Raw genomic sequence first — 16,661 nt, 5'->3', positions numbered from 1 at the left:
GCCTATGTGGAACAACGGTCTGCTCGACCTTTCCGTCTGGCAATTGGTCGCAGTCACCCTGGCGATGACACACGTCACCATCGTCGGCGTCACGGTCTATCTCCATCGCTATTCAGCGCATCGCTCCCTGGAACTCAACGCAGGGCTCAAGCACTTTTTCCGTTTCTGGCTGTGGCTCACCACGGCGCAGAACACCCGCGAGTGGACCGCTATCCACCGCAAGCATCACGCCAAATGTGAAACCGTCGATGACCCGCACAGTCCGGTCATCAAGGGCCTGTCAACCGTGCTGCGCAAAGGCGCCGAGCTGTACCGCGCCGAAGCGGAAAACCCGGAGACGCTGCGCATCTACGGCAAAAACTGTCCCGAGGACTGGATCGAGCGCAACCTCTATTCGCGTTATCCCCTGTTAGGTGTTGCGATCATGGGCGTGATTGATCTCGCCCTGTTCGGCGTGATCGGCATCACCGTCTGGGCGATCCAGATGATGTGGATTCCGGTGTGGGCGGCGGGCGTGGTCAACGGCCTTGGCCACGCGGTCGGCTATCGCAACTTCGAATGCCGCGACGCCGCCACCAATCTGGTGCCCTGGGGCATTTTGATCGGCGGTGAAGAGCTGCATAACAACCACCACACCTACCCCAACTCGGCCAAGCTGTCGGTCAAGCGCTGGGAGTTCGACATGGGCTGGGCGTGGATCAAAGTGTTCAGCTGGTTGCGCTTGGCAAAAGTGCAGCGGGTCGCGCCGATTGCGCACCGCGTCGAAGGCAAGGGCCATCTGGACATGGACACGGCGATGGCCATCTTGAACAACCGGTTCCAGATCATGGCCCAGTACCGCAAGTTGGTCATCGCGCCATTGGTCGCGCAGGAACTGGCGAAAGCCGATGCCTCTGTACGTCATCAGTTCCGACGTGCCAAGCGCCTGCTTTCCCGCGAGCCAAGCCTGCTTGAAGACAAGCATCAAGCGCGCATCCAGACCATGCTGGAGCACAGTCAGGCACTGAAAGTGATCTACGAGAAACGCCTGGCGCTGCAGCAGATCTGGGCGAAGACCAGCAGCAATGGTCACGACATGCTGGCGGCCATCAAGGAGTGGATCCACGAGGCCGAAGCCAGCGGTATTCAGTCGCTGCGTGACTTCGCCGATCAGCTGAAAACCTACTCGCTGCGGCCTCACCACGCTTGATGCCGTTGATCGGTGACCATTCGTCTGGGTGGCACCGATCGGAACTTAGTGCCATTAGTCCTATCTCACTAACACCTTCGCACTATGCTGTGTGACATGTTGTGGCATGCGCCGCACCTTATTCTGAGATGCAGTGCTCATGGACAACCAGACTCCCCACGTTGAGACACCCGCCGCAGCAGAAACCCTTCTGGCGCTGATGCATGCCCAGGCGGAAGTGGCGCGCCTCAGCGAGCGCGAGCAGCTGTTCAGTTCCCTGCTGGTCAGCGTCAACGCGGTGTTATGGGCGTTCGACTGGCAGACGCAACGCATGATCTATGTCAGCCCCGCCTACGAGCGCATTTTCGGCCGCTCGGCCGGCTTGCTGCTCGCGGACTACAGCGAGTGGCGCGACAGCATTTACCCCGACGATCTGGACTACGCCGAGCGCAGCCTGAGCGAAGTGCTTGAGAAGGGCTCCATCGAAGACCGCGAGTACCGCATCATTCGTGCTGACGGCCAGGTCCGCTGGCTGAGCGACAAATGCTTTGTCAGTCATCAGGTCGAGCACAGTCAGCGCCTGATCGTGGTGGGCATCGCCGAAGACATCACCGAGAAAAAGCACCTCGAAGACGAGCTGCAGCGTCTGGCCACCACCGACGTTCTCACCCAGAGCAGCAACCGCCGGCACTTCTTCGAATGCGCTCAACGCGAGTTCGAGCAGGCGCGTCTGCAGGGTACGCCGATGGCGTTCCTGTTGCTGGACGTGGATGATTTCAAGCTGGTCAACGACACCTACGGCCACCAGGAAGGTGATCTGGTGCTGCAACGCATTGCTGAATGCGGGCGCAAGACGCTGCGCCGTGGGGATCTGTTCGGGCGAATTGGGGGTGAGGAATTTGCCGCCGTATTCCCAGGCTGCGCGCCCGAAATGGCCCAGCAGATTGCCGAGCGGTTACAGCGTGAGATTCAGCGCCTGAGCTTTCAGTGCAATGACAAAACCTTCGGTATCACCGCCAGTCAGGGGCTGACCAACCTCGGCGAGCAGGACCAGAGCCTTGAAGCGCTCTACGCCCGCTCTGACGCCGCGATGTACCAGGCCAAGCGCCAGGGCAAGAATCAGATCGTGTTGGTATAAGCCTGCTTTTCTGAAATCAGCCTCTGGCTAAGCCACCGTCTTGCGACGCACCCCTTCCAGATCAGACTCGCTGATCTTCAGCAGCCGGGCCGATTTGCTCTTCGCCAGCGCTTGCAGCGGGTCTTCAAGCCCCAGTGAACCCATTTGTCCTGCAACATTCATTGCCAAAATTTCGCGGGTAAAAACGCCGGTGTTGTATTGATACACCGCCGCGATCAACTCGCGCAGCTCCAGCGGCAGCCGCCAGCGCGTACGCAAAGCCGAGCCGAACGAGGCCGAATACTGCGCCAGCGCGCGGCGAACGGTTGCCTCATCCAGCGAACCGCCGGCAATCAGCCAGTCCTGCAAACAGCGCAGCACCGTCAGTTCCCCCAGGCCCCTGAGCAAGCCTGCGCAATAACAGCGCTCATGATCCAGATCCAGCTTGCGCGCCAGCGTGCGCGCACATTCGGCGGTGCGTTGCGAGACCTCCCAGATTTCGGTGGCGTGAAGCAATAACGCTGCATCCGTCAGCACAGCGCCGCGCTTGAGCGCCAGACCCTGAACCAGGTTGACGCTCTGGGTGCCACCCAGCACGGCAAGCGCCTGACCCAGTGTTTGCACGGGCTTGCCCTGGTGTTGCGACGCGCTGCTCGCCGCGGCTATTAACAGCGCTGTAACGTGGGGATCGTGGCTCAACGCCTTTTCCAGCAGCTTCAGGTCAACACCCGATGCCCCTCGACTGCTGGCCACCGCCGCCGTCACATCAACGAATAGCGGCCCGCCATCGGCCACTTCCCGGCGCTTCTCCAGAAACCCATCCAGCCCGACACCCGGCGCCAACGCCGGCACCGCACAGGCAACCTGCGCGCCATCCTGCAACAGCAGCGTTTCGAGCCGTTGGCGCAGGCCTTCCATGTTCAAGGGTTTGGTGAGGTAGGCAGTGGGCGCGAGTTGCACGGCCTCGCGGACACTGACGCTGTCGCTGCGACTGCTCAGCAGAATGAAACGAACCGGCGGCTGGCGACGCAACTGCCGTAGCCCGCGAAGCAGGCTCAGTCCGTCGACGCCCGGTAACTCACGGGATGCGATCACCAGGTCCGGGATGAACCCGCTCATCAGCTCGATGGCCTCACGGCCGTTTGAACAGATATCCAGTTGCGCGTCGCAACGTACGTCCAGGACCAATTCGTTGAGCATCTCACGGGCCCACGGGTCCGCTTCAGCGATCAACACGCGGGGAACGGCTAGCGCCTCTACAACGGTCATCATGACTCTCCGGCATCAGTCTCCTTACCTTAGTCAAAGACTGAGAAAGGGGACAAACCGAACGAGAAATTTCTGACCTCCCTGACGAAAAAACCTGCCGAAGCAGGTTTTTCCTGATGGAGCGGTCACATTCTTATCAAATGTGCCTGCGGCTCATCGGCATGAATTCAGGCGATTTCAGCGAAGCATTCTTCGATGATCTTCAGGCCTTTGTCCAACTGCTCGTCCGGCGAGGTCAGCGGGACCAGCACGCGCAGTACGTTGCCATAGGTGCCGCAGGACAGCAGGATCAGCCCCTTGTCACGGGCCTTGGCAATCACTTGTGCCACGGCAGCAGCGTTAGGTTTGTGGGTGTCGCCATTCTCGAAGCACTCGACGGCGATCATGGCGCCCAGCGCGCGGACTTCACCGATGACCGGGTACTTGGCCTGGATGGCGCGCAGGCCAGTGACCAGACGCTCGCCCACGGCCTTGCAACGATCAAGCAGGTGCTCTTCTTCGAAAACCTCCATGACCGCCAACGCCGCAGCGCACGCGATCGGGCTGCCGGCATACGTACCGCCCAGACCGCCCGGCGCGATGGCGTCCATGTATTCGGCCTTGCCGCACACGCCGGCCAGCGGGAAACCACCGGCGATGGATTTGGCAAAGGTGGTCAGGTCGGCGCTGACGCCCATCTGTTCCATGGCGAAGAAGGTGCCGGTACGGCCTGCGCCGGTCTGCACTTCGTCAGCGATCAGCAGAATGCCGTGCTTGTCGCACAGTTCACGCAGCCGCGCCATGAACGCCTTCGGCGCCACATAGAAACCGCCCTCGCCCTGCACCGGCTCGATGATGATCGCGGCGATGTCTTTCGCCTCGGCGTCGTTCTTGAAGATGCGCTCGATGCTGGCGATGGAATCGTCAACGCTGACGCCGTGCAGCTCGTTCGGGTAGATGGCGCGGAAGATACCGCCCGGCATCAGGCCCATGCCGGCCGAGTACGGCACGACTTTACCGGTCAGACCCAGGGTCATCATGGTGCGACCGTGGTACGCGCCGGTGAAGGCGATGACGCCCGCACGGCCAGTCGCGGCGCGGGCGATCTTGACGGCGTTTTCAACCGCTTCGGAACCGGTAGTGACCAAAAATGTTTTCTTGGCGAAGTCGCCCGGCACCTTGGCGTTGATCTTTTCGCACAGCTCGACGTAAGGCTCGTACGCCAGCACCTGGAAGCAGGTGTGGGTCAGCTTGGTCAGTTGCTCTTGCACGGCCGCGACGATTTTCGGATGCAGGTGACCGGTGTTCAGTACCGCAATGCCGCCCGCGAAGTCGATGAACTCGTTGCCTTCAACGTCGGTGACGGTGGCGTTCTTCGCGGACTCAGCGAAGATCGGGTGAATTTGACCAACGCCGCGGGGGATAGCAGCTTCGCGGCGTTTCATCAGGGATGCGTTCGTTTTGCTCATCATTTCCTCATTCGCCGCTCATCGGGCGGCGCGGTTCAAGGATCAAGCAGCGGGGGTCAACAGCAACAGCATACGATGATCGACTGTCGCGGCCTCCCGGCCACCAATAGGTTGGTGCCACTGAAACCTGCGAAACGGCGCTCTCGCGTCCCGCAGCTTGTCGAACAGTTACTTCACTCTGCCATTCAGCGGGTTCAGATGCTGAGGCAGAGGTATTTGATTTCCAGATAATCTTCGATGCCGTACTTGGAGCCTTCGCGACCAAGACCGGACGCCTTGACGCCGCCGAACGGCGCGACTTCGTTGGAGATCAGGCCAGTGTTAATGCCCACCATGCCGTACTCCAGCGCTTCAGCCACACGGAACACGCGGCTCAGGTTCTGCGCGTAGAAATACGACGCCAGCCCGAACTCGGTGTCATTGGCCATGGCGATCACTTCGGCTTCGTCTTTGAAGCGGAACAGCGGGGCCAGCGGACCGAATGTTTCCTCCTTGGCCACGGCGGCGTTTCTCGGCACGTTGACGAGGATAGTCGGTTCGAAGAAATTGCCTTCCAGGCTGTTGCCGCCACTCAGCACTTTCGCGCCTTTGCTCAACGCGTCAGCGATGTGTTCCTTGACCTTGGCCACGGCCTTTTCGTCGATCAGCGGACCGGTGGTCACGCCCTCAGCCAAGCCATCGCCGACCTTCAGCTTGGCGACCGCTGTCTGCAGCTTCTCGGCGAAAGCGTCGTAGACTGCGTCCTGCACGTAGATACGGTTGGCGCACACGCAGGTCTGGCCGTTGTTGCGGTACTTGGAAATGATTGCGCCTTCAACGGCCTTATCCAGGTCAGCGTCGTCGAACACGATGAACGGTGCGTTGCCGCCCAGTTCCAGCGAGACTTTCTTGATGTCGTGGGCGCATTCAGCCATCAACTGGCGACCGATCTCGGTCGAGCCGGTGAACGACAGTTTGCGCACGATCGGGTTGCTGGTCAGCTCGCTGCCGATGTCGCCCGCGCTGCCGGTCACCACGCTGAACACGCCAGCCGGAATGCCAGCGCGCTCGGCCAGTTCAGCCAGAGCCAGTGCGGAGTAAGGGGTTTGCGAAGCGGGCTTGAGCACCATGGTGCAGCCTGCCGCCAGCGCCGGGCCGGCCTTGCGGGTAATCATGGCGGCGGGGAAGTTCCACGGCGTGATCGCCGCAGTGACGCCAATTGGCTGCTTGAGGACGATCAGGCGCTTGTCCGGCTGATGGCCCGGAATCACGTCGCCATAGACGCGCTTGGCCTCTTCGGAAAACCACTCGATAAAGGAAGCAGCGTAAGTGATTTCGCCTTTGGCCTCGGCCAGCGGCTTGCCCTGCTCCAGGGTCATCAGGCGACCGAGGTCGTCCTGATTTTCAATCATCAGTTCGAACCAACGACGCAGCTTGGCGCCACGCTCTTTGGCGGTCAGCGCACGCCAGGCCGGCAGCGCCTTGTCAGCAGCCTCGATGGCGCGGCGGGTTTCAGCAGCGCCCATCTTTGGCACAGTGCCGAGAATCTCGTTGGTCGACGGGTTGTTGACCTTGATGGTCTGACCACTGTCGGCATCAGCCCAGGCGCCATTGATGTACGCCTGCTGGCGGAACAACTTCGAGTCTTTGAGCTGCATTGCGGCCTCCTGAACAGCACCGCACGCGGCGGAGCGAATGGTTGTGTGCGGGTGCCTCGGACGAGGCCGCCGCCGGATAATACTGTCGCCGGCCCTGATTGGAGAATAGAAGAGAGGCCGGGCGGGGCGTTTGAAATCTCAAACGAATCCTAGGGACAACAGGGTTAAAGGACAAGAGTGCGTTCGAAAAAAGAACGGCTGGGGATTGGGGTGGGTATGAATTCGGATCAGCGTAGCTGGGGGCGTGCGTATGCGGTTGTCATGCGGGGGTGGCTTGGCGGGTTGGCCTGGTCTCACTAAATTGTTAACGGCGGGTCATCGGCATGGACGCACGCAGGGCAGATGAGTATTATGGCGCCCGCGTTGCACCTGTAGCTCAGCTGGATAGAGTACTGCCCTCCGAAGGCAGGGGTCATGGGTTCGAATCCCGTCAGGTGCACCATCTTCTTCCCTTTGCGTCGCAGGGGGTCAGCGTTACTCCCCATACCTGTTTTAGTCCTGAATGTCGTACCCCCATCGACCGAGGCATCTTTGTCTCTCGCGTCGAGGCTGTAGGCACCGCCTTTCATCAACTCATTATCGCTGCATCTCCTAAGTCGCACTGAAGCACAAAGGCGCGTAGTCGGAAATGGTGCCGATGTTTTCAGGGGTTGGTGCAAGCACAGTGATACGGGTCTCAACATCAGACATTTAACGGCCACAGCCAGTGACCTTGTTTTGATTTTTCTGGCGCCTGAAATACGGAAACCTGTATAAATCCGCTTGGCGTCATGCACCTTGAACAAGGTCACGCCAGTATATGGAATTCAGCTTTGTCTCAGGCGCCCGCCTGGGAAACAGGGAGAGACAATGCAATGGTTTTCTCGTCGTGGGTCCCCCACGCAAGCTCATACCGCCGCACTTGCGTGCCCCCAATCCGGCGCAGCTTCACACCTCGCCACGCCTCCGCGCTTGCCCAACAGCACGGCCGTCCCGTGCATGGGCATGACTTCGCCGGTGCCGGGAACTATCGCTGGGAACTATCAAGGCCGTTGTTGCACCCGTTGCCTTCGCTGGACTGTCGGCTGATTAACTCTCAGACACTCTTCAAGGACGCCTGACTAAAGACATGAGTAATCCTCCCAACCCCTATACCTACCTCATACGAAGCCTGATCTTTGGCTTGGCCGGTGTAGTCCTGCTTGCCATTGCCGGTTCTATGGCTTACTGGCGTTACGAGTTTTTGTCTCAGGCGCAGCGAGCCCCTGGTGTAGTGACTAAACTTAACGCTGGCGGTTCGCACCCCGAAATCGAATTCACCAGTGCTGACAACCAAGTCATCTCATACCCGCAGGGCGGGGTGATTTTCGGCTATGAAGTTGGTCAGCCGGTTCAGGTGCTCTACCTTGCCGAAGACCCGAAGATGACGGCTGTCATTGAAGACCGAGGCGCGTTGTGGGGCATTCCGGTGTCACTGAGTTTTATGGGCCTGGCGTTTATCTGGGGCTGTAGGTCTGAGTTTTCCAGTGGCAGGAAGCAACCTGCCGTACCGCCGCTAAAAGGACGTTAAAACGATGACTGAATCGATCATTCCCCTGCCGGTCAATGTCAGCGGTTGGGAGTACATCACAGGGAGTAGCGGCGGGCTCAGTGTTGGTTTGGTATCCGGTACGGGCGGATCAATCACCCTAAAGACACCCGATGGCAAAGAAGAGAGCTTTCGCTACGGAGGCGCTGGCGCAGGCATTGGGTTAGGCTTCAAGTTGCCGCGCTTCGGCAAGGTTAACCTGCAGATCAAGGGCAAAAACGTTGGCGGCGCGGGGGCATTGGAATCCTTTACGAGCTACGGCTGGGTATTCGTGTCGGATGCGCTGAAAGACCGGGACTTAAAGCGCGATGACATCACCGGTCCCTGCGTGTTCATGGAACTTAACGCCGGCTTGGTTGCAGGCGGCTCGGGCACGGCAATGCTGTTCGGGCTGGACCCGAAACTGCTGGCACTCTCAATGGCGATGAATACAACACCGGCTACCGCGTTTTTGGAATGACGGTGATACAGCGTCAGTTGATGCAGTCAGCCAAGGGGGCGCTGCTTATGACTGGATATAATGTGGGCGCGCAAGCAGGCTTTGGCGGGGCGATCTATTTGGGCGGGTTGTTCTGATCCCGACAATCTGACTCGGCTAGGCGTGATGCCGCTTACTAGCTGACATAAAAAAACGGCCCTGCTCATTGAGCAGGGCCGTTTTTGTTAACGCTCAAACAGGTTCAATCACGCATTTGGGCAAGGCACGGGGGCCCAGTCGCCCAGATCCGGGCTTTTGCACATCGCGTTAACCTGCGATTGACCGGTCGCTGCAACCTGCTGGCTTGCAGCCTGCTTGGTTTTCGCGTCCCGCAAGGTCTTCTCGGTGGTCACTGCTTCCTGAGGTACGGTTGGCAGCTTTTTCTTCGTGGCGGCTTTTTTCTTGTTGGCCGGAGTAACAGATGTGGTGTCTACCGCTGCAACAGTGGCTACGTCGGCACGCTGCACGCCAACGGTTTGCAGGTCTTTTTCGTACGCTTGGGTGTAGCTGTTGAGGCTTTCACCGGTACGACCGTTCACGGTGGTGATCAGGTCGTTAGACTCTTTGAGGCCCGCGACGATTTCAGCCAGACGCTTGCGGCCTTCGGTGTCGTTGATGGTCTTGGCTTTGCGGCCCGCGATCAACTTGGTGAACTCGCTCTGGTAGCAAGACTGCGAAGCCTGGGCGTAAGCCGTGCTGCGGTCCATGTCGCCGACGCTCTTGTTGATGTCGGTTGCGTAAGAGCCGATGCGCTGTTTGTCGTCAGCAATCTGCTTCTGCTTCTCGGTGTAGTAACCCGCTGCACCGCCAACCACGGCGCCGCCTGCTGCACCGATGGCGATATTGCGTTTACGGTCTTCGGAGCTACCGACCATTGCCCCGGCCAGTGCGCCACCCAGAGCGCCGACAGCGGCACCGCCGAATACGGACTTGGCGGTGTCACCGTCAGTCTCACGCAGGTGTTTGACCGGCTCGTAGCAGGTTGGGTAGTACTCAACCTTGGTGCTGGCACCCACTTTGGAGACCGGCGAGCTGGCACAGCCTGCCATCAGTACGGCGCTGAAGCCTACGGCAGCCAATAGCAGCCCACGGCATTTGGAGGTCGATACAACGGGTTTACGGCTTAGCTGCATGTTCTTGCTCTCGTTTTGGTTTTACAACGCCGGTACGGCCACTGGCCGCCCGGACTCCCTTTACTCGCTGGACACCGGCCGTTAAGGCCCAGTGGCCGGTGCAAGCAATTCCTTGAGGACCGCCTGCGGGTCCGCGCGCTTTTGCTGACGATAACTGCCCACGTTGCGGACAAATACTGTGGCGCGAGCCACCAGACTTTTGCCCACGACCGGTTTTCGATTGAGCTCTTCCTTGACCCGTTGAAACTGCGCCTGGATCACCGCATCGGTGTAGCGCGTACCGGTAGCAAGGTTGTCGATGTAGATCGCCACTGCGCCATCGAGCGCGCTGGTGCCGTTTTCGATGGCCATGGCAAACAGCTTGGCACTGGCCTCATCCTTCGCATCCAGCGCTTGCTGTCGGCTTTTCCTGAGGTTGGTCAGGCGGATGTTGTAGTTGTTGACTGTTTCAGCTACCAAGGCCGATGACTGGATCAAGCCGCCTGCCGCTTCTTCGCGCTGCTGAGCGATTAACGACACATTGCGTTTAAGCTCTTCGTTGACCAGTCCCAGCTCGGCTTGCAGCTTGGGGTCAGTGCTGGAGGAGATGATCGTATCCAGGCGCTTGGTCGGGTCCTGAGTGTCGTCGATCGCGTCAGTCAACGAAGCCAGCCGTCCCTCTTTCTGCCATTGTTCGAACAGCTCTTTGTAACGCGAGCGAGGCGCAGAAAGCGCACCAATGGCCACCCGAAAACCAGTGGTTTCGTTGCTCTGCTCAGTGCCATCGGCAGCAAAAAGCGGGTACTCGCGGCGCATCCCGGTGAATAGCGTGCCCTCACCTTCCAGGTAATTGCCACCCTTGGCGACAAAGCCGCCGTAAGCCCCCTGAAGACGCCCGGCATGCACCAGCTGGAATGATTCCTGAACCATTTCAGCAGCATTGCCGAGCACGTCGAACAGGCCGATGGGGTTGGGTAACTTGGTACCGATGGGCATCAGTCGCGCCGCTTGGCCGGTGCCGCCCGCTACTTGGTTGAACACCGCCCAATCACTCAACGGGCCGTCTTCTTCACTGCCCTCTGTGTGGCGCGGAAACAGTCGCCCCTCAAGCTCCTGACGGCTGACGGCCTGACCCCCACGGGCGGCATATTCCCACTCGACTTCGGTGGGCAGTCGTACGAAACCGACGCCGCCGTCGTCTTCTGTTCTGCCCCGCCCGCTGATGGGCAGCAGCTCACGGTGATACTTCATCAGCCAGGCGCTGTAGATCGCCGAGAAGCGTTCGGCCTCATAGCGCGACAGCTTGACCTTGGGCAAGCGCCCGGCCATGCCCTGAGGGACGCCGCAGGCCGGAGCAGGCTCACCGCTGGCCAGTGCCTGCGCCTGCGCCATGACCGCTGCGTACTGGCGGGCAGTGACCTCGTATTTACCGATGAAATACATCATGGGTTTGAGCGGGGTGCCCGCATCGGTTTTAGGCAGCAACGGGCTGATGGTTTTACGCCAGTCACCGGGCAGGTCACCAAGAGTGAACTGCCCGTTGATGAAGTCCCGGCGGTAGCCGGAAATGAAGGATTGCTTGTAGCCCGGCTCACCCTCGGCAAATGGATAGCCCAGGCTTACTTCACGATCGTCCAGGGTGCCCTGGGCCAGCACGTAGACATAACGAAACACCATCTCCCCTTCGCACGGCAGTGGCAACACCACGTCGTCAGGCAAGGGCTTGGGGTTGTCGAGCGAGTCGTCCGGCGCATCAACCTCGGCTGCCTGTACCCACGAAGGCACGCCAAACGGCGCGCACAAGGTGGCAAGGGTCAACGCCAGGATGGCCCTGCGCAACTTATACATCTCTGATTCCTTCCGACGCTTCGATACGCGCCACACGCCAGCCGCCGAGCGCCGCTGCCAACACACTGGCACCGAGTACACCTGACAGCGCGATGACGTAATGACGCAACAGCAGGTGACTGGCATGCTCGCCGGGCACCTGCACAAACAAATGATTGAGACCCGATTCGGCCACGCTATAAAGCAGGACGCTGATCAATACCGCCAACACGCCGCTGTAGAGCGCTTGCAGTACCACGAACAGCAACAGCGCGCCGGTGCTGAACCCCAGTAAACGCAGCACCGAAAGCTCTCGACGCTTGCGCGCGACCGCCGCCAACGCCCCGGCGAAGATCGCTGCGGCGGCGCCGACCACGGCCAATGCTGCGATCACCCAAAAAACGATGGAGAGATTACGGCTCAGCGATTGCACTTGCGCGATGGTCTGCGCCTGCGTTGAAACCAACTGATTGCGGGCGGCGAAATACACCCGCAGCGGCTCGACGTCATTGAGGTTACGGGCGTACAGCCGAAACGCGGGATAAACGCGCTGCTCATCGGCAGTTGGCGCATCACCCGGCCAGTCAAACGCCTGCACCGCCAGGCCATCGCGGTAGTCTTCCACCGCCGCGAGCAATGCCAGCGGCGCGAAAATCGCATCGCGCCCAAACGCTTCCAGTCCCAATACTGCGGTGACGTGCAAACGTGTGCGTTGCGCCTGAAGTTGACCGGACACCTGACGGCTGAAAGATGCCTCCAGCCAGTCGCCAGCTGTGGCCCCCAGTTTTTCGGCGGCGGTCGCGCTGAGAATGACGCTGTCCAGGTCAGTGGGTGCTCGGACGTTGCCCAGCAGCGGATCGCCCACGCCAGTGGGGATCATCTCGACGTTTACCGTGCGATCCCGCCCCGGCACAGAGAGGTCTGCGGTGGCCGCGATCTGGCGGGTACGGGGCAACGCGAATGCGACGTCGGGCCGCTGCGCCAATGCATCGATGAACGCGCCGGTGAATCGGCCGCCGCCCATGGGCGTCACTTCACGCACCGCCGGGTCGCGCTCCAGGCGCTGGGTCAGGCTGCCCACCAGTCCAAACTTGAGCCCGAACAGCACCAACAGCGGTGCAATGACCGCCACCAGCGCCAAGACCGCACAGGCTGACAGCCGAGCGTCCGCGCGGTAGTCGTGCCAAGCCAGAGAAGCCACCAGTGCAGCGCGCATCATCGATCTTCCTCAAGCGTGGCCGTTACACCACCATCGGCGTCGCGCACACAACGGATGTGCAGCACGTGCAAGCCTGCGTCACGCGCCAGGGCTTGGTCATGAGTCGCGATCACGCAACAGGCCCCCTGCGCCCTGACACGCCCAAGCAACAATTGCATCACGCGCAACGCGTTGAGCGGGTCGAGTGCCGCAGTGGGTTCATCGGCCAGCAGCAGGCGCGGGTTGTGAGCCAGCGCCCGCGCACAACTGACGCGCTGACGTTGCCCCACAGACAACGCGCCGGGTTTCTTGCTCAACTGCTCGCTGACCTCTAGCTGCGTTGCCAGTTGCTCGACGCTGCCATCGTCTGCCAGCCCCAGCAGTTGCCGGGGCAGACCAATATTGGCGCGCACATCGAGATAACCCAACAGCCCACCGGTTTGCAGCACATAGCCCATCTGCCGACTGCGCAAGGCCGCCAGACGGTTATGCTTTGCATCGCGCCACAGCCCGGCAACGTCGACATCGCCCTGCTCGCTCGAGAAGTCAAAGCGCTGTGCCGAGTCCGGCGACAACACCAGCGCCAGCAGGTCGAGCAGCGTGCTTTTGCCACAACCGCTGGGCCCCACCAACGCCCACTGCTGACCCGCCGCCAAGTCCAGACGGGGGATCACCAGGCTGTAGCGCTGGCTGCCCTCGCCGCGCGTTTTGCGCACCTCTCGCAGGCTGAACATCATGGCAGTGTCGACAGCGGCACGCGGTACAACGCGTCACCCGGCTCGGCATCACCGAAGCGGACCCAGTTGGCGAGGTCGTTGTGGAAGGTTTCGTAGAGGCGGATTTTCGAATCCAGCTCATCAATGAAGTCTTCCTGCTCGGCCACACTCAACGACAGCCACAAGTCCTGCGTCATGCTCAGGGACTTGCTGCGATACGGCAGCCCCTCCAGGTACTCGCCCAGCACACCACTCTGCGCCAGGTTGCCAGCCTTGTTCAACGCGGATGGATCGCGGCTCATGTAGGCGCTGGCACTGGCGATTTCCTGGAAGAAGTCCCTGGGCGAGCTTTGCGTTTTGCGGGCCGCGTCAACGACCAGCTTGAGCGACTGTTGCAGGTCATTGAGCTGCAACTTGCTGAGCATCACGCAAACTTGAAACTGCGGCAGCGCAGGGTTGGTCAGGTCGCGATCGGTGGTCCAGGCACTGACCAATTGCGGCGCGCGAACGCCCGATTGATGACCAAGGAAGTCCATGCGCATGGCGTATCCGATGGCCGCAGATTTATCAGCCACGGTAGGTGCTGCAGGCAATGCAGGGGCTGAAGGCGCCTGGTTGTTGCGTACCTGATGCACAAGGTCGGCAAACACCGAGCCGATTTCAGACACGCGCTGGCCAAACTTCTGCACATCACCGCCGGGCACGCCCACGTACAGGTCACCGATCTTCGGGTTAGCGTCGGCGGTTAGCGTGCGGTATTGCTGCTCGGCGAACGCATGGTTCTTTTTGCCTGCATCGGTTTTCAGGTGCAGCGCGTAGATTTTGATCTGCTTGCCCAGCGCGGCCTGTCGTACCTCCGCCTCGTTCATCTGGGTGCTGCTGTAGAGGTCGTTCTTGCGCAGGGATCCGGCATCCGTGACTAACAGAATCAGGCGCCCTCCATACCCCGTCCAGTCCATGCCGTTGACCGCCTGCATGATCCCGGCAAAAGCATCCTCGTTAAAGGACTGGCTCGAAACATCGGTGGCTTTGACCTGTCGCGCCAGCTCCAGGAACCGTTGCGGATCACGCCCTTGATCCAAGGTCACGAGTGTCTTGCTGAGGTATTCCAAGCCAGGTGTTTTGCTGACGTTATTGCGAAACCCCACCATGCCGAAGCTGACGTGATCCAACTCGCCGCGCTTGGCAATCTGGTTCTGCAGTTCTGCGACCACGTCGCGCACTTGGTCGATGTACGGCTGCATCGACACTGAGGTGTCCACCACCAGCACGATGCCCGTGCGGAAGCCGTCCTGGGTGAAAGGTGCCTGCGCCTGAGCACCCGCCTCGTTCTTTTGAGGGGTGTTGCCGGGGTCGATTGACGCGACATTGAGCATCTGAACCGGCTGGCCGTTCTGGTCGAAGGTCTCTTTGGAGTCGAAGATCGGCAGCAGGTAAAACTGATTCTGTGGAATGGCGCTGGCGGCAGGCTCCAGCGCCAACACTTGATGGGTGTCGTCGGCGCTCTTTTGCGCATTGAGCAGCAGGGTTTTGGCGGCCGCCGGGTTATTCAGCAACTGCTCCAGATGGCTGGCGTCGTGCATGAACATCGCGGGTGCACGGCCGGAGCGCTCGGTGAATTTGAGCACCAGGCTCTGTTTCCAGTCGCTGAGCTGATCAAGTGGCAACCAGCCTTGGCTGTGCCCGTCGCTGGAAGCGCCCACCCGCAACCACTGGCTGCCGTTGAGGCTTTGACGTTGATAAACGTACAGCACCGAAAAAGCTGGCAGTGACGGGTCATCCGCAGCGGCTCCTGCCTGGTTGGCAAAACGCGCACCCGGCTTGCTCAACACGCGCTGAAACAAGGTTTTCTTGCCGACCATCAACAGCGGACGATTGCCACCGTCGGCATCCCCGAGCACAGGTTGCGCGGCAACGGCTGGCGGGGGCTCGCAGGGTTCGTGGGCGGCGTCGTGCCCGTGCTCTGGGACGCAGGACCTTCAGGCGTGGCAGCGCGAGCAGGCGTTTTGTCCGCCGAAGCAGGCGGGGCAACTGCCGAAGTCCTCGGCGCGTCACTCAGCCACCAATAGGCCGCACCGCCCAAGCCCAAGGCGGCCGCGACTGCGACCGCCAACATGGCCAGCACGGGGCCTTTACGTTGCTCGGAGTGGCTTGAAGGCTGCAGCGGCGGAGCATGACGCGGGGCCGTGGCAGGCTTATTTGGCGTGGCCGATGGAATCTCAATGGACACCGGCGTAAGCCCCGCCAAGTCATCCTTCGCAACCGGCGCACTCTTGACCTCGACCGGCGCCAGCGGGCGAATCTGGGTGGCGTCCGAAGCGTCCTGTGGCAGATTATCCAGCGCTGCGATGAGTTCGGCAGCATCGGCAAAGCGCTCGTTACGGTCTTTGGCCAACAGTTTGCTAAGGATGAACTGATAACGCCCGTGATGGATCGGCAACTCCGGCAGCGGCTCAGTCAGATGAGCCAGCGCCGTGGACAGGGCGTCGATGCCGATGTAAGGCAGCCTGCCCACCAGGATTTCATAGAGCACCACGCCCAATGCATAAAGGTCGGCGCGGCCGTCGATTTCCTGCCCGCGCGCTTGCTCGGGGCTCATGTAGCTGGGCGTACCGACGGCCAGCCCTGCCTGAGTGAATTGCGTGCGGTCGTCGAGCGATTTGGCGATGCCGAAGTCTGAGAGCACGGCAGAGCCGTTGGCGCGGAACAGAATGTTGGCCGGTTTAACATCGCGGTGCACCAGGCCTTGGGCATGGGCATAGCCCAGTGCCGATGCAATGTGGCGAATATAGGTCAGGCCCTGCTCGGCCGTGATTCCGTCCGCCACGCGTTCTTTGAGCGTGCCGTTGGGCAGGTACTCCATGGCCATGTAATACAGGTCGCCGACATTGCCAATGTCGTGAATAGTCACGGTATGCGGGTGCGACAGGCGCGCGAGCGTCTTGCCTTCACGCAGGAAGCGCTCGCAGAAAGTCGGATCAGCCGCCAGGGACGCGGCCATTACCTTCAGCGCGACCTTGCGCTCCAGCGAGCGTTGCGTGGCCAGATAGACGGTTGCCATGGCGCCCTCGCCAATCTCACCCTCTATGTCAAATCCGGAAATCAGTATGTCCATGGGTGGGTC

At 60.7% G+C, this 16,661-nt stretch carries 10 protein-coding genes, 1 tRNA gene and 2 pseudogenes; 5 read left to right on the top strand and 8 right to left on the bottom strand.

Features of this window, described 5'->3' with window-relative positions; translation table 11 throughout:
* Positions 1-4: 4 nt before the first annotated feature.
* On the top strand, positions 5-1,189 hold the full coding sequence (desA, locus tag JN403_RS05415) for a delta-9 fatty acid desaturase DesA (protein ID WP_172610088.1): 1,185 nt from the start codon (positions 5-7) through the stop codon (positions 1,187-1,189).
* Positions 1,190-1,328: 139 nt separating this feature from the next.
* Positions 1,329-2,306, top strand: coding sequence for a sensor domain-containing diguanylate cyclase (locus JN403_RS05410; RefSeq protein WP_122536733.1), 978 nt, complete (start codon positions 1,329-1,331; stop codon positions 2,304-2,306).
* 27 nt (positions 2,307-2,333) lie between these two features.
* On the opposite strand, the gene JN403_RS05405 is transcribed toward JN403_RS05410, so the two are convergent.
* The 3 genes from JN403_RS05405 to gabD form a co-directional block, all read right to left on the bottom strand.
* On the bottom strand, positions 2,334-3,557 hold the full coding sequence (locus tag JN403_RS05405; RefSeq protein WP_205485963.1) for an HDOD domain-containing protein: 1,224 nt from the start codon (positions 3,555-3,557) through the stop codon (positions 2,334-2,336).
* Between the two features lie 164 nt (positions 3,558-3,721).
* Entirely contained in the window at positions 3,722-5,002 is a 1,281-nt protein-coding gene (gabT, locus tag JN403_RS05400) for a 4-aminobutyrate--2-oxoglutarate transaminase (protein WP_205487234.1), read from the bottom strand.
* Between the two features lie 194 nt (positions 5,003-5,196).
* Complete coding sequence (gabD, locus tag JN403_RS05395; protein ID WP_205485961.1) at positions 5,197-6,639, bottom strand: NADP-dependent succinate-semialdehyde dehydrogenase; 1,443 nt, start codon at positions 6,637-6,639, stop codon at positions 5,197-5,199.
* Between the two features lie 365 nt (positions 6,640-7,004).
* On the opposite strand from gabD, the gene JN403_RS05390 reads away from it, so the two are divergent.
* The 3 genes and pseudogenes from JN403_RS05390 (at position 7,005) to JN403_RS05380 (ending at position 8,782) form a co-directional block, all read left to right on the top strand.
* Positions 7,005-7,081 (top strand) — tRNA-Arg (locus tag JN403_RS05390).
* 666 nt (positions 7,082-7,747) lie between these two features.
* Entirely contained in the window at positions 7,748-8,188 is a 441-nt protein-coding gene (locus JN403_RS05385) for a DUF3592 domain-containing protein (RefSeq protein WP_205485959.1), read from the top strand.
* 4 nt (positions 8,189-8,192) lie between these two features.
* Positions 8,193-8,782 (top strand): annotated as a pseudogene (locus JN403_RS05380) (hypothetical protein).
* 108 nt (positions 8,783-8,890) lie between these two features.
* Here JN403_RS05380 and tagQ read toward each other — a convergent pair.
* From tagQ to JN403_RS05355, 5 genes and pseudogenes are all read right to left on the bottom strand, one after another.
* Positions 8,891-9,817 carry a type VI secretion system-associated lipoprotein TagQ gene (gene tagQ / locus JN403_RS05375; protein ID WP_205485957.1) on the bottom strand — a complete coding sequence of 309 codons (927 nt, stop codon included), beginning with the start codon at positions 9,815-9,817 and terminating at the stop codon, positions 8,891-8,893.
* Between the two features lie 81 nt (positions 9,818-9,898).
* On the bottom strand, positions 9,899-11,644 hold the full coding sequence (locus tag JN403_RS05370) for an SUMF1/EgtB/PvdO family nonheme iron enzyme (protein WP_205485955.1): 1,746 nt from the start codon (positions 11,642-11,644) through the stop codon (positions 9,899-9,901).
* Entirely contained in the window at positions 11,637-12,839 is a 1,203-nt protein-coding gene (locus JN403_RS05365) for an ABC transporter permease (RefSeq protein ID WP_205487233.1), read from the bottom strand. The genes JN403_RS05370 and JN403_RS05365 overlap by 8 nt, the downstream gene beginning before the upstream one ends.
* Positions 12,839-13,555: an ABC transporter ATP-binding protein gene (locus JN403_RS05360; protein WP_275900182.1), complete on the bottom strand. Its 717-nt coding sequence runs from the start codon at positions 13,553-13,555 to the stop codon at positions 12,839-12,841. Before JN403_RS05360 ends, JN403_RS05365 begins: the two co-directional genes overlap by 1 nt.
* Positions 13,555-16,652 (bottom strand): annotated as a pseudogene (locus tag JN403_RS05355) (protein kinase). Before JN403_RS05355 ends, JN403_RS05360 begins: the two are co-directional and overlap by 1 nt.
* Between the last annotated feature and the right edge of the window lie 9 nt (positions 16,653-16,661).

Source organism: Pseudomonas sp. 15A4, assembly GCF_016925575.1.
In the GTDB taxonomy this organism is placed as follows: domain Bacteria; phylum Pseudomonadota; class Gammaproteobacteria; order Pseudomonadales; family Pseudomonadaceae; genus Aquipseudomonas.
The sequence above is the reverse complement of the archived record's forward strand: the minus strand, read 5'-3'. Positions and strand labels throughout refer to the sequence as shown.

Excerpts from the sequence above, each read along its gene's own strand:
- desA (WP_172610088.1), top strand. The coding sequence starts at position 5 with ATGTGGAACAACGGTCTGCTCGACCTTTCCGTCTGGCAATTGGTCGCA.
- JN403_RS05410 (WP_122536733.1), top strand. The coding sequence starts at position 1,329 with ATGGACAACCAGACTCCCCACGTTGAGACACCCGCCGCAGCAGAAACC.
- JN403_RS05405 (WP_205485963.1), bottom strand. The coding sequence starts at position 3,557 with ATGATGACCGTTGTAGAGGCGCTAGCCGTTCCCCGCGTGTTGATCGCT.
- gabT (WP_205487234.1), bottom strand. The coding sequence starts at position 5,002 with ATGAGCAAAACGAACGCATCCCTGATGAAACGCCGCGAAGCTGCTATC.
- gabD (WP_205485961.1), bottom strand. The coding sequence starts at position 6,639 with ATGCAGCTCAAAGACTCGAAGTTGTTCCGCCAGCAGGCGTACATCAAT.
- JN403_RS05385 (WP_205485959.1), top strand. The coding sequence starts at position 7,748 with ATGAGTAATCCTCCCAACCCCTATACCTACCTCATACGAAGCCTGATC.
- tagQ (WP_205485957.1), bottom strand. The coding sequence starts at position 9,817 with ATGCAGCTAAGCCGTAAACCCGTTGTATCGACCTCCAAATGCCGTGGG.
- JN403_RS05370 (WP_205485955.1), bottom strand. The coding sequence starts at position 11,644 with ATGTATAAGTTGCGCAGGGCCATCCTGGCGTTGACCCTTGCCACCTTG.
- JN403_RS05365 (WP_205487233.1), bottom strand. The coding sequence starts at position 12,839 with ATGCGCGCTGCACTGGTGGCTTCTCTGGCTTGGCACGACTACCGCGCG.
- JN403_RS05360 (WP_275900182.1), bottom strand. The coding sequence starts at position 13,555 with ATGTTCAGCCTGCGAGAGGTGCGCAAAACGCGCGGCGAGGGCAGCCAG.